The organism is Pararhodobacter sp., assembly GCF_036802785.1.
Lineage (GTDB): Bacteria > Pseudomonadota > Alphaproteobacteria > Rhodobacterales > Rhodobacteraceae > Pararhodobacter.
In genome coordinates this window covers 21,519-34,368 of the sequence record NZ_DAIRVN010000022.1, presented here as the reverse complement: position 1 = coordinate 34,368, position 12,850 = coordinate 21,519, and the positions used below count along the sequence as shown (strand labels likewise).

12 protein-coding genes are annotated in these 12,850 nt (G+C 66.8%); 5 read left to right on the top strand and 7 right to left on the bottom strand.

Features of this window, described 5'->3' with window-relative positions; translation table 11 throughout:
* Positions 1 to 48: 48 nt before the first annotated feature.
* The 7 genes from V7Q53_RS09870 to paaI form a co-directional block, all read right to left on the bottom strand.
* Entirely contained in the window at positions 49 to 1,242 is a 1,194-nt protein-coding gene (locus V7Q53_RS09870; RefSeq protein ID WP_333828371.1) for an extensin family protein, read from the bottom strand.
* A gap of 1 nt (position 1,243) precedes the next feature.
* The gene (locus tag V7Q53_RS09865) at positions 1,244 to 2,161 is read right to left on the bottom strand and encodes a prephenate/arogenate dehydrogenase family protein (protein WP_333828370.1); all 918 of its coding nucleotides are present in this window, start codon (positions 2,159 to 2,161) and stop codon (positions 1,244 to 1,246) included.
* The gene (hisC, locus tag V7Q53_RS09860; protein ID WP_333828369.1) at positions 2,158 to 3,261 is read right to left on the bottom strand and encodes a histidinol-phosphate transaminase; all 1,104 of its coding nucleotides are present in this window, start codon (positions 3,259 to 3,261) and stop codon (positions 2,158 to 2,160) included. Before hisC ends, V7Q53_RS09865 begins: the two co-directional genes overlap by 4 nt.
* Positions 3,262 to 3,394: 133 nt before the next feature.
* The gene (rpsD, locus tag V7Q53_RS09855) at positions 3,395 to 4,015 is read right to left on the bottom strand and encodes a 30S ribosomal protein S4 (protein ID WP_333828368.1); all 621 of its coding nucleotides are present in this window, start codon (positions 4,013 to 4,015) and stop codon (positions 3,395 to 3,397) included.
* A 393-nt stretch (positions 4,016 to 4,408) separates the two neighbouring features.
* A complete protein-coding gene (locus V7Q53_RS09850) occupies positions 4,409 to 5,542 on the bottom strand; it encodes a Hint domain-containing protein (RefSeq protein ID WP_333828367.1) in 1,134 nt (377 codons plus the stop codon).
* 328 nt (positions 5,543 to 5,870) lie between these two features.
* Complete coding sequence (gene paaK / locus V7Q53_RS09845) at positions 5,871 to 7,184, bottom strand: phenylacetate--CoA ligase PaaK (RefSeq protein WP_333828366.1); 1,314 nt, start codon at positions 7,182 to 7,184, stop codon at positions 5,871 to 5,873.
* A gap of 31 nt (positions 7,185 to 7,215) precedes the next feature.
* Positions 7,216 to 7,680 (bottom strand): hydroxyphenylacetyl-CoA thioesterase PaaI, encoded by a 465-nt coding sequence (paaI, locus tag V7Q53_RS09840; RefSeq protein WP_333828365.1) that lies wholly within the window; start codon positions 7,678 to 7,680, stop codon positions 7,216 to 7,218.
* Positions 7,681 to 7,892: 212 nt separating this feature from the next.
* Here paaI and V7Q53_RS09835 point away from each other — a divergent pair, with 212 nt between their 5' ends.
* The 5 genes from V7Q53_RS09835 to V7Q53_RS09815 all read left to right on the top strand — a co-directional run bounded on the left by V7Q53_RS09835 (position 7,893) and on the right by V7Q53_RS09815 (position 12,797).
* Entirely contained in the window at positions 7,893 to 8,768 is an 876-nt protein-coding gene (locus V7Q53_RS09835) for an NAD-dependent epimerase/dehydratase family protein (RefSeq protein WP_333828364.1), read from the top strand.
* Positions 8,765 to 9,370 carry a sugar transferase gene (locus V7Q53_RS09830; protein ID WP_333828363.1) on the top strand — a complete coding sequence of 202 codons (606 nt, stop codon included), beginning with the start codon at positions 8,765 to 8,767 and terminating at the stop codon, positions 9,368 to 9,370. Before V7Q53_RS09835 ends, V7Q53_RS09830 begins: the two co-directional genes overlap by 4 nt.
* A 137-nt stretch (positions 9,371 to 9,507) precedes the next feature.
* Positions 9,508 to 10,536, top strand: a complete 1,029-nt coding sequence (locus V7Q53_RS09825; protein ID WP_333828362.1) for a TRAP transporter substrate-binding protein — start codon at positions 9,508 to 9,510, stop codon at positions 10,534 to 10,536.
* A 153-nt stretch (positions 10,537 to 10,689) separates the two neighbouring features.
* Positions 10,690 to 11,289, top strand: coding sequence for a TRAP transporter small permease (locus V7Q53_RS09820; protein ID WP_333828361.1), 600 nt, complete (start codon positions 10,690 to 10,692; stop codon positions 11,287 to 11,289).
* Positions 11,290 to 11,474: 185 nt separating this feature from the next.
* On the top strand, positions 11,475 to 12,797 hold the full coding sequence (locus V7Q53_RS09815; RefSeq protein ID WP_333828394.1) for a TRAP transporter large permease: 1,323 nt from the start codon (positions 11,475 to 11,477) through the stop codon (positions 12,795 to 12,797).
* Positions 12,798 to 12,850: the final 53 nt, after the last annotated feature.

Below are 12,850 nucleotides of genomic sequence, written 5' to 3'. Positions count from 1 at the left end.
ATATGTCAGGGAAGCGAAAAACCGGCTCCACCTTTTGCGCGGCAGGGTCTAGCGGCAATAGGTGCTGTTATTGCCGCGCATGGCCATGTCGTAGTGGAAATGATCTTCGTGGTGCCCGTCCGAGCCGGGGCCAAGCGTGGTGCGGAATATGCCGCAGGCATTGGTATGCATCTGCCGCAGGGCGTTGCGATAGGGGCCGCGTGGCCAGTCGCTCAGCACCATCACCGTTTGCCCGTTGGCCAGCCGGAAGCCGGCGACATCAATCGCCCGGCCCCGCCCATGTTCCGAAACCCGCGCCCCGGCACGGTTGTTGCGCGGGCGGCAAGTGTAATGCGCGGCAACCCTGATCTGCGTGACGCCGCCGCCCGCGTTGCCCATCGCAGGCAGCATGACCTGCCGCACCCAGCGGTCAAAAGCGCGCGCGGTGTCGCATTCCAGTGTCGCGGGCTGCGACAGGCGGATGCCTGCAACCGCGGTCACGCTCACCGGCTCGGCTATGCCGCAGCCCTGCACGGCAGAGGTGACGCGCGCCATGGGCTGGCCCTCAAGTGTGCTGACGCCGCAGAGCCCGGCTGCCGGCCTGCCGGTGACACCACCACCGCTGCTGCTTCCGCCCGCGGCAACAGTGGTCGGCGCGGGCTGCGCCGCCCGGCGGCGGACCGCCTCGGCATGGCGGGTATAGGCGGCGGCGCTGCGCCGCTGCGGGCGCGGGCTCAGCGCGGGAGCATAGGGGCTGAGCGTGACCGCTTCCAGTGCGGGTTCGGCATCGGCTGTGGTCTCAGCCTCCGGCTGCGCTTCGGGCTGCGCCACGCTTGGCGGTTCGGTTGTCGCCGCGCTTGGCGGCTCAACCTGTGCTTCGGGCGGCTGTGCGGGCTCTGCTTCCGGGGGCGCAGCGCGCAGATCCGGCGTCGCCTCCCGCTGCAGCGCCGCGATGGTCTCGCCCGTGACGGCGCCCGCTGCCGCTTCGCCGCGCCGCAATCCGGTGGGGATCATGCTTTCGGGCAGCTGCACGCTGTCAAATTCCGGTCGCGCCACCGGCAAGGGGGAGCGCAACAGCGCGCCTGAGCGGTCCATGCGTATGCCCGCGACAGTGCCGGGGCGGGTGGCCTCAACGATGGCCGGCGCGGCCCCGGCCACGGGGCGCGGCGGGGGGCGCTGCGAGCGTTCCGGCGCCTGCGCCACGGCGGCAGTGGCCAGCAACGCCAGCCCGATCCCTCCTGCCCAGTTGCGCCACGATGCCACGTCAGGTTACCTTGCTGCGCCCGAAATCCGGTGCCGCCGTATCCTGCCCGGCCTCGATGATCCCGCGCCGGATGGCCCGGGTGCGGCTGAAATAGTCATGAAGCTGCTCGCCGTCACCCATGCGGATCGCGCGCTGCAGCATGAACAGCTCCTCCGTGAAGCGGCCCAGAATATCCAGCGTGGCTTCCTTGTTGGTCAGGAACACATCGCGCCACATCGTCGGATCCGAGGCCGCAATCCGCGTGAAATCCCGGAAGCCCGAGGCCGAATACTTGATCACCTCAGACTGCGAAACCCGGCGCAGATGGTCTGCCACACCCACCATCGTATAGGCGATCAGATGCGGTGTGTGCGACACAACCGCCAGCACAAGATCATGATGCGCGGCGTCCATTTCATCGACATTCGCGCCCATCCCCTCGCACAGGGCGCGCAGCCGCGCCGTGGCATCGGCATCGGCCTCGGGCAGCGGCGTGATCAGCCACCAGCGGTTTTCAAAGAGCGTGGCAAAGCCCGAATAGGGGCCGGAATGCTCGGTCCCGGCCAGCGGATGGCCGGGGATGAAATGCACGCCTTCGGGCAGATGCGGCGCCACGGCCTCGATCACCGCCTGCTTGACCGAACCGACATCGGTTACCGTGCAGCCGGGCTTGAGATGCGGCGCGATTTCGCGCGCGACCGCCTCCATCGCGCCCACCGGCACCGCCAGCACCACCAGATCGGCATCCTGAACGGCCTCGGCGGCGCTGGCATGGACGGTATCGACCAGCCCGATCTTCTGCGCCGCCTCGCGGGTTTCAGCGGTGCGCGCGTGGCCCGCGATCGTGCCCGCCAGCCCCTTCCTGCGCATCGCATGCGCCATGGAGCCCGCGATCAGCCCCAGCCCGATCAGTGCCACCTTGTCATAGATCGGGCTCATTGCCCCGATCCCAGGGCGCGGGCGATGACCGCAGCCAGACGCTGGCAATCCGGCATGGTGCCAACGGTGATGCGCAGCGCGTGAGGCATGCAATAGCCGCCCATCTTGCGCACCAGGATGCCGTCGGCCTGCAGCGCCGCGTCCACCGCATCGGCGGTTTGCGGGCTGTCAAAGCGGGCCAGAACGAAGTTGCCCGCGCTTTCATCAACATCCGCACCGGCGGTGCGCAGGGCATCGGTCAGCCAGCGCCGCGCCTCGGCATTCACGGCGCGCGAGCGTTCGACATGGCCCTGATCGCGCAGCGCGGCGCTGGCGATATCCTGCTGCATGGCCGACAGGTTGAACGGCCCGCGCACCCGGTTCAGCACGTCGATCACGGCTTTCGGGCCATAGCCCCAGCCCACGCGCAGCCCGCCCAGCCCGTAGATTTTCGACAAGGTCCGCGTCATCACCACATTCGCGCGCGCCTCAACCAGCGCCAGCCCGCCATCAAACCCCTCGATATATTCGGCATAGGCGCCATCCAGCACCAGAAGCGCCTGCGGGGGCAGCCCCTCGGCCAGCCGCTCGATCTCGGACATAGGGATCATGGTGCCGGTCGGGTTGTTGGGGTTGGCCACGAACACCAGCCGCGTGCGTTCCGTGGCGGCGGCCAGGAGGGCATCGACATCGGTGTGGCGCTCGGCCTCAGAGGCAACGACCGGGGTGGCCCCGGCCCCCAGCGCCGAAATCCGGTACATCAGGAAGCCGTATTCGCTGTAAAGCACCTCATCGCCCGGCCCGGCATAGGCCTGGCACAGAAAAGCGATGACCTCGTCCGAGCCCACACCGCAGATCACGCGCTCAGGGTCCAGCCCGTGGGTTTCGGCAATGGCGGTGCGCAGCCCGGCATGGTCGGTGGAGGGGTAGCGATGCAGCGCGGCGCCGCCGTTGCCGCTGACCAGCCCGCGCAACGCATCCAGCGCTGCAGGGCCTGCGCCCAGCGGGTTCTCGTTCGAGCTGAGTTTCAGCACCTCGGCATGGCCGTCAAGCTTGGCCTTGCCGCCCTCGTAAAGCGCGATCTCCATGATGCCCGGCTGGGGGCGGATAACGTCGCTCATAGTCCCTCCTTGGCCCGCGCCGGGGCCGTTGCCAGAAAAGCCGCGCCCCGGGGGCCGGACATAGAAAAAGGCCGCGCCCGGTTTCCCCGGCGCGGCCCGCAATCGTGCAAGAAACCGTCAGGCCGGTGCCGGATCAGTTCTTGGCGTAATATTCGACGACGAGGTTGGGCTCCATCTGAACCGCATAGGGCACATCCGCCAGCGAGGGGGTGCGCACAAAGGTGGCGGTCAGTTTGGAATGGTCAACTTCCATGTAATCGGGCACGTCACGCTCGGTCAGGCCAACCGATTCCAGCACGATAGCCAGCTGCTTCGAGCGGTCGCGAACAGCGATCACGTCGCCTTCCTTGACCCGGTAGGAGGCGATGTTCACGCGGCCACCGTTGACGGTGATATGGCCGTGATTGACGAACTGGCGCGCGGCGAAAATGGTGGGTACGAACTTGGCGCGGTAGATGACCGCATCCAGACGGCGCTCCAGCAGACCGACAAGGTTCTCGCCGGTGTCACCCTTGACGCGGGCGGCTTCGGCATAGATGCGCTTGAACTGCTTCTCGGTCAGATCGCCGTAATAGCCCTTCAGCTTCTGCTTGGCGCGCAGCTGGGTGCCGAAATCCGACAGCTTCTGCTTGCGACGCTGGCCGTGCTGGCCGGGGCCGTATTCGCGGCGGTTGACCGGCGATTTGGCGCGGCCCCAGATGTTTTCGCCCATGCGGCGGTCAAGCTTGTATTTGGCAGCGGTGCGTTTGGTCATCGCTGATCTCCTATTCGTTTATGCTTTCTCGGCTTTTCCGAAAACCGGTTCCCACTTTTCGGGTCTCGAACAGCTCTGTGCCGCTCATTCCCGCCGTGGTTTCCGGCCCGCATCTGCCCAGAACGATAGGGCGTTGTCCTTTCCGGGTCGCCCCGGCGACAGGCTTCCCCTTGCGGGGCCCACCAACACCAATGAAAACCCCGGGCGAGCACCCGGGACGGGCGGCTTATACGCCACCGCGCGTCAGAGTCAACCGCATCCCGCGCCCGGCATCCCTTCAATTTTCCGCCCCTTCATCTTGCCGCCCCTTCATCTTGCCGGAAATACGCCACGGGGGTGCGGGGGTGTGAAACCCCCGCTTCCACAGCAGCAAAAGGCACAGACGGTCCGCGCCTACGCGGCCTGCGCCGCCGCATGCAGCAATATCCGCGCCTCGCCCCGGTCAAGGCAGCGCCGCGCGGCGGGGCCAAAGCGCTCAGGGTCGTTCAGAAGCCCGGGCGCGGCGCGCTCCAGCGCGCGGGCGTGCCATTTCAGCACCCCGGCATCGGCCAGCGCCGGGTGGAAGCTTTCGCAGGGCAGGCCATTGGCGGTGATGATCTCATGGCGGGCGAACATCAGATGCACATAGGTCACCGCCGCGGGTGCGAAATCACGCCGGATCAGGCGCCCGTCCTCCAGATCCGCGGCGGCGACCAGAACCTCGGGCGTGCCGAAGGCATCACCGGCCCCGCCCAGTAAAAGCCGGTGCCCGGGCGAGACCAGCAGGTCGGCATCAGGCCGGCCTGTACGCTCAATACTGCCCTGAACAGTACCCAGCGCGCCCGCGCGGATGCGGACCGGGCGCAGATGCGGATGCAGATACAGCTCAGCCCCCGTCAGTTGCGTGGCACCCCGCCAGACCACCGGCTGCGGCCCGTTGTCGCGCGTCAGCACCCGGTCGCCGGGGGCCAGCATCTCGACCGGGCGCGACCCCTCGACGGTGTCGATCCGCGTGCCGGGCAGAAAGCAGATCACCCCGGCGCGTGGCCCGGGTGCGGTGGGCGTCGCGGGCGCGGGGTTGAAGGCGCTGACCCACAGCATGCGCCCCGGCGGCGGCATCAGCGGGTCGAACACGGCCAGCAGGCGGCCGGGCTGGCGCAACAGGCGTGCGTGATACAGCCGCTCGCCATCGGTCAGCACAAAGCTGTCCGGCGGCAGGCCGGTGTCAGCATACAGATGGGCGGTCGCTTCGGTGGGATCGGGCCGGGCGGCGAACACCGGCGCGGGCGTGGCGTGCTGCACCGATATCTGCACCAGCCCCTTCATCCGCCGTATCCGCTCGCGCGCCCGCCCACGCGGATCGGCGGGTTCCAGCGGGCGGTCCAGCCACAGCGTTTCAGGCCCCTTGTCCAACCGCCACGCCCGGCCCCGCCAGGCCCAGGACATGCCGACCGACATGAACTCCGGCGGCAGCGCGCGTTCTTCGCCCAGCTCGGTCTGCGACCACGCCACGGCATATACGCCGCGAAAACCCGGATTCCTGCCCATGAACTGCCTGTACTTTGTACTGCGTGTTTTTCTTGTTGCCGGCAGAAATAACAAAAAACGCTTTGCAAAGCCAGCCTCAACCCGGCGGGGCTGTCAGGGAAAGCCGCGAATTCCGTTCAGAATCAGGCAGGTCGTCAAAGCGGCGGCAGGTCGCCGCCCACGCATGAAAGCCGATCAGCGGTGCGGGTTGCGGGCCATGGGGGCTGTTCGTGGATGGCACGGCGGGTCTGTCGCTGCGCGGCGATGGGGAAGTGGGGCAGGGGGGCGCTGCCCCCCTCGGGCCTGCGGCCCTCACCCCCCGGCGTATTTGGGGCAAGATGAAAGGCGCTCAGCCCGCAGTCGGGCGGTTGTCGACGAGGCGCCGGGCCTTGCCTTCGGAGCGCGGCGCGCCGCCGGGCTGGTGGATATGGATGCGCGCCGAAATGCCGATCACGCTTTTGATGTGATGCGCCAGTTCCTTGCCGGAGGCCTGACGCGCGGCGTCAGCGGCGGCGGCGGGCGTCGCCTCGGCATGGACGGTCATGGCGTCCATCCGCCCTTCGCGCGTCAGTTCGATCTGGAAATGCGGCGCGAGGCCTGCGCATTTCAGGATCTGCTCCTCGATCTGGGTGGGGAAGACATTGACCCCGCGCAGGATAATCATGTCATCCGAGCGCCCGGTGATTTTCTCCATCCGCCGCATCGAGCGGGCGGTGCCGGGCAGCAGCCGCGTCAGGTCGCGGGTGCGGTAGCGGATGATCGGCAGGCCTTCCTTGGTCAGCGTGGTGAAGACCAGCTCGCCCATTTCGCCATCGGGCAGCACCGCGCCGGTTTGCGGGTCGATGATTTCAGGGTAGAAATGATCTTCCCACAGATGCAGCCCGTCCTTGGTTTCCACGCATTCATTGGCCACACCCGGCCCCATCACCTCGCTCAGGCCGTAGATATCAACGGCGTGCATATCAAACGCCTCCTCGATTTCGCCGCGCATGGCGTTGGTCCAGGGCTCGGCGCCAAAGATACCCACGGCCAGCGAGGTTTCGCGCGGATCGATCCCCACGCGGCGGAGTTCATCGAGGATCGACAGCATGTAGCTGGGCGTGACCATGATCACGCGCGGTTTGAAATCGGTGATCAGGGTCACCTGCCGCTCGGTCATCCCGCCCGAAACCGGCACCACGGTGCAACCCAGCCTTTCGGCCCCGTAATGCGCGCCCAGCCCCCCGGTGAACAGCCCGTAGCCATAGGCCACATGCACCATATCACCCGCCCGCGCGCCCGAGGCCCGCATCGAGCGCGCTACCAGATGCGCCCAGGTGTCGATATCGCGCTTTGTGTAGCCCACCACCGTCGGCTTGCCCGTGGTGCCGGAGGACGCATGCAGCCGCACCAGTTGTTCGCGCGGGGTGGCGAACATGCCGAAAGGGTAGGTGTCGCGCAGATCGGTCTTTTGCGTGAAGGGGAATTTCGCCAGATCGGACGGAGCGTTCAGATCATCCGGGTGCACGCCATGTGCATCGAAGCGCGCGCGGTAGAAGGGCGAATTGTCATAGGCATGGCGCAGCGACCATTTCATGCGCTCCAGTTGCAGCGCGGTGATTTCATCGCGTGAGGCGGTTTCGATCGGTTCCAGATCGCCGGGGCGGGGGGAGAGGTCTTCCATGGCTCTGGTCTCATGCGGTTGGGGTTCGGTGTCAGGTTTCGGTTTCCGGTCCGGTTTCCGGTTCAGTTTCCGGTTCTGGGAAATGGCTGCCCTTGATGGTGCGCGAATGGCCGCGGAATTCGGCGATCTGTGCGCCGGAAGCATTGGTGACCCGGATGTCATAGATCCCTGAGCGCCCGCTGCGGGCCACCTCATGCGCCTGCGCTGTCAGCCGGTCACCGGCAAAGGCCGGGGCAAGGAAGGTGACCGAGGCCATCTGCGCGACGGTATTCTGGTTGTAGCTGTTGCAGGCGAAGGCAAAGGCGCTGTCGGCCAGCGTGAAGATAAAGCCGCCGTGGCAGGTCTTGTGGCCGTTGGTCATGGCCCCGGTCACCGTCATGGAAAGGGTTGCCGCGCCGGGTGCTATGGCATCCAAGGACATGCCCAGCCCCTGTGAGGCGGCGTCGCGTTCCCACATCGCACGGGCGCTGGCTTCGGCGCGGGCTTGCGGTGTCATGGCCATGGGCGCCCGGCCCGCGAGGGCAGGGAAGCCGCCGGGGCGGCGCTGATATCCATGCTCGGTTTCCCCCCTGATCTGCGCGCCCGAAGGCGGCAACAGGATGAATCAGTTACATAAGCCGACCGGCCAGTCAAACTTTATCCGGCGGAGGGGCGCGTGCTGAAACGGGGCTGCTGGCGTTGCCCGGCAGGGCATGGCATGAAAGCGCCATGCAAGCCGAACAGCGACGCCAGCATGATCTTGTTGTTACCGGGGCCAGTGGCCGCGTCGGCAGGTTGCTGGCGGCGGGCTGGGCGCGAAGCGGTGTGCCTGTCCTGTTGCAGCGCCGGGGCGATGCGGCGTTGACGCAAGGGCTGGACGAGTTGCGCTGGTCACCGCTGGAGGGCGCGGCGCCGCTCATCGACCGGGTGCAGCGCCACGGGGCGCCGCGCGCCATGCTGGTGCTCGCCGGTGCAACACCGGGCACCGGGCGCGATTTGTCGCTCAACCGCCCGCTGACCGAGGCCTGCCTTGCGGCGGCGCTGGCGGCAGGGATCGGGCGGGTGCTGGTGACCTCTTCCTCGGCGGTTTATGGCGGCGGGCGCGCGCAACCCTGGGGTGAGAGCGATCCGGCGCAACCCACCACACCCTATGGCGAGGCGAAGGCGGCGGCAGAGGCTGCCTGCACCCTTTGGCGCGCGCGCGGGCTGGAGGTGTGTTGCCTGCGCATCGGCAATGTCGCCGGGGCAGATGCGCTTTTGCTCAGGGCTGGTGGGCCGCTGGCGATTGACCGTTTCGCGGACGGGGGCGGCCCCGTGCGGTCGTATATCGGGCCGGGCAGTCTGGCGCGCGTTCTGCGCGCGCTGGCCTGCGCGCCGGGCCCGCTGCCGGAAACCCTCAACATCGCCGCGCCGGTGCCGGTTGCCATGACCGATCTGGCCAGCGCCGCCGGGCTGGACTGGCGCTGGCAGCCCGCGCCCCCCTCGGCGGTGGCGCGTTTCACCCTTGATTGCCGCGCGCTTGCCGCGCTGGTGCCCTTTGATGACGCTGAAAGCACCGCCGCAACGATTGCGGCGCAATGGAAAGACTGCCGGACCCCCACATGACCCCGCAAAAACGCCTCTTTGACCTGTTCACGGCCTGTGTGCTGTCTGTCATCGTGCTGCCGGTCATCGCGGTGATCGCGGTGTTGATTCTGCTGATCGACGGCGGGCCGGTGTTTCATTCGGGCGAGCGGATGAAGACGCCGACGCAGGGCTTCCGCTTCTACAAGTTCCGCACCATGCGCCCTGACCCGAATGACAGTGGCGTGTCGGGCGGCGACAAGGCCGACCGTATCACCCGGACCGGCGCTTTCCTGCGCCGCACCCGGCTGGACGAGCTGCCGCAGCTGTTCAACCTGTTTCGCGGCGATATCTCTGCGGTCGGGCCGCGCCCGCCGTTGCGCCAGTATGTCGAGCGGTTTCCCGATGTTTACGCGCAGGTGCTGCGCGCGCGCCCGGGTATCACCGGGCTTGCCACGGTGCATTTCAACCGGCACGAACACTGGCTTCTGGCCAGATCGCGCTCAGCCGCCGAGACCGACGCAATCTATTGCCGCGCCTGCATTCCGCGCAAGGCGCGGCTGGACCTGATCTATCAGGCCCATCAGGGATTTTGCTTTGATCTGGTGATTATCCTCAAGACCTTTGTGCCCTCTTTGCGCTAGACAGGGCAGGGCCGCATGCGGCGGCGCGCCCTGCGAAACATGAGGACTTGACTCGCATTAAAGGCCAGATATTGTTGCGTTTGCAATGAAAGGGCGGTCCGGGGAGGCTGCTTCCATGGCAAAAAAGGGAGGATAAAATGTTCAAGAAACTGATTCTGTCAGCCGCGCTGGCGGGTGCGATGGGGGTCTCCGGTGCCGCCGCGCAGGAGGTCACGCTGCGCGTGCACCATTTCCTGCCCGCGCAGGCCCCCGTACCGTCGCAATTCATCGAACCCTGGGCACAGAAGGTGATGGAGGAATCCGACGGCCGCATTGCGGTCGAGGTGTATCCGGCCATGTCGCTGGGGGGCGGACCGCCTTCGCTGTTCGATCAGGCGCGCGATGGCGTCGTTGATATCGTCTGGACGCTGACGGGCTACACGCCAGGCCGCTTCCTGCGTGCCGAAGTGCTTGACCTGCCGTTCATCGGCGGCGATGCCGAGGCCACGTCGCGGGCTGCATGGCGTTTCTATGAGATGCATATGCAGGATGAATTCGAAGGCGTGCGCCCGATCGCCATGCATGTCCACGGCCCCGGCCAGATGCATATGCGCAGCCCGGCGATTGAAACCCCGGACGATATGCAGGGGCGCACGGTGCGCGGCCCCACCCGGCTGGTGACCCGGCTGATCGAGGCGCTGGGCGGCACTGCCGTCGGCATGCCCGTGCCGCAGGTGCCCGAGGCATTGTCGCGCAACGTGATCGAGGGCACGGTGATCCCGTGGGAGGTGACGACCTCGCTGCGCGTGGCCGAACTTGTTGATACGCATACAGAATTTGGCGGTGATCGTTCGCTCTATACCACTTTCTTCATTTTCGGCATGAACCCCGACAGCTATGAGGCGCTGCCCGAAGACCTGCGCGCGGTGATTGATGCCAACTCCGGGATCGAGACCTCGGGCTGGGTGGGCCGCGTGATGCACGACGCTGACGCCCCGGCGCGCGCCATCGCTGAAGAGCGTGGCAACACCATCATCACCGTTGAGGGCGAGGCGCTGGATGCATGGCGCGCTGCAGCGGCGCCGGTGCGTGACGGCTGGATCGTCGAGATGAATGAGCGCGGCATCGACGGTGCTGCCCTGATCGCCGATTTCGAAGCCCTTCTCGAAGAAGAAGAGGCGCGCTGAGCCGCGCCATTGCCGGGGCGTGCCTGTGCGCGCGCGCCCCGGCATCACCCGGCCCCGGGCCGGAGATGTTGGTCCGCGCGGCCAGCCCCCCGCCCCGCCGCAAGATATCTGGACCTGCCAAGCCCGGGAAACCCCTGAGATGAGAGATTGCCAATGACCGGCGCCGGTGCCCCTCGCAAACCCGCGCCCAGCCGCGCCATTCTGCCCGAGGCGGAGGCCTTTGTCGGGATCTGGATCGGGCGTTTTGCCAATGCGCTGGCGGTGCTGGGCGGGGTGATCCTGACGGCGGTGATGCTGGTCGCGGTGGTCTCCATCATCGGGCGCGCGCTGTCGCGTTCCGGCTGGGCCTTTGTGGGGAAGGTGGGGCCGATCCCCGGCGATTTCGAAATTGTCTCGATCGGCGCGGGCATGGCGATCTTCTGCTTTCTGGCCTGGGCACAATATACGCGCGGGCATGTGACCGTGGATATCTTCGTCTCGGCGCTGGGCGAACGGGGCATGGCCGTGATCGCGGTCATCATGAACCTTGTGCTGACAGTGGCGGTGGTGGTGCTGGCCCGGCAGCTTGGCGACGGGCTGGTGGACAAACGCGGCTTTGGCGAGACCTCACTGATCCTTCAGATACCGCTCTGGTACAGCTATGCGGGCGGGTTGGTCGGTCTTTACAGCTTTGCGCTGGTCAGCGGCTACACGGTCTGGCGCAGCCTCAACGAGGCGTTGGGTGCGGGCGAGCCGAAGGGAAACAACGCATGATCTGGCTGGTGCTTCCGGGCCTTGCGCTTGTGCTGTTTGCCCTGCTCCGTTTTGTTCAGGGCATGCCCGCCGGGCGCGCCGCGCTGTCGGCGCTGGCGGTTGTGCTGGTGCCGGTGCTGGTCTGGTATGCGGTCGCATTCGGGCTGGTGCATCTTTCTGACGGGCTGCGCGCCGCTTTCGCGGGTATGTCGGGCCTGCAGATCGCCACGATCTTCTTTGGCGTCCTGCTGGTACTGATCGCGCTGCGCATGCCGATCGGGCTGGCGATGCTGGTCTGCGGCATTCTGGGCCTTTATGTGGTGCGCGGGCGCTGGCCGCCGGTGCTCAACCAGCTCAAGCATGTCGCGGTAGAGACCTTTTCCAGCTATTCGCTGTCGGTGGTGCCGCTGTTTCTGCTGATGGGCGCATTCGCCATGAAGGGCGGCCTGTCCGAGGCGCTGTTCCGCGCGGCTGCCGCATGGCTGGGGCATCTGCGGGGCGGGGTGGCCATGGCGGGTGTGGGGGCTTCGGCCGGGTTCGGGGCAATCTGCGGCTCGTCGCTGGCGACGGCTGCCACGATGGGCCGGGTGGCCCTGCCCGAACTGCGCCGCCACGGCTATTCCGGTGCGCTGGCGACCGGCTCGCTGGCAGCGGGCGGCACGCTGGGCATTCTGATCCCGCCGTCGATCGTGCTGGTGATCTATGCGATTCTGGCCGAACAGAACATCGCCAAGCTCTTTGTCGCGGCCATGGTGCCGGGGATTCTGGCGGCATTGGGCTATATGCTGACGGTTTCGGTGATGGTGCGGATCAACCCGAAGGATGCCGTGCGCACCCCGCGGCTGAGCCTGCTGAACCGCTTCCGCGCCCTGGGCGAGGTCTGGCCGGTGGTGGTGATTTTCGTGGTGATGATCGGCGGCATGAATACCGGCGTCTTCACGCCCACCGAGGGCGCGGCGGTGGGGGCGGCAGGAACCGGGCTGGTGGCCTTTCTGCGCGGCAGACTGGGCTGGGCCGCCCTGCTGGACTGCTTCCGCTCAACCGCCGCGTCAACCGGGATGATCTTCTTCATCGTGCTGGGGGCGGCGGTGTTCAACTCGTTCCTTGGCTTTACGCGCCTGCCCTATTTCGCCGCCGACTGGGTGGCTGGGCTCAGCACCTCGCCCTTTCTGGTGCTGCTGGCGATCCTGCTGATCTATCTGATCTTCGGCTGCGTGATGGATTCGCTGTCGATGATCCTGCTGACGATCCCCATCTTCTTCCCCGTCATCATGCGGCTTGATTTCGGCATGACGCCTGAGGAAACGGCGATCTGGTTCGGCATTCTGGTGCTGATCGTGGTGGAGGTGGGGCTGATCACCCCCCCGGTGGGGATGAACCTGTTCATCATCAACTCGATGGCGCGGGGGGTGACGATGATGGAAACCTACCGCGGGGTGCTGCCCTTCGTGGCCTCGGATATGATCCGCACGGCCATTCTGGTGGCCGCGCCGTCGATCACGCTAGGGCTGGTCTGGCTTTTGTTCTAGTGCGGGAAAAGAAGGGGGCCTGCGCGGCCCCCTCTTGGCCTGCGGCCAATTCA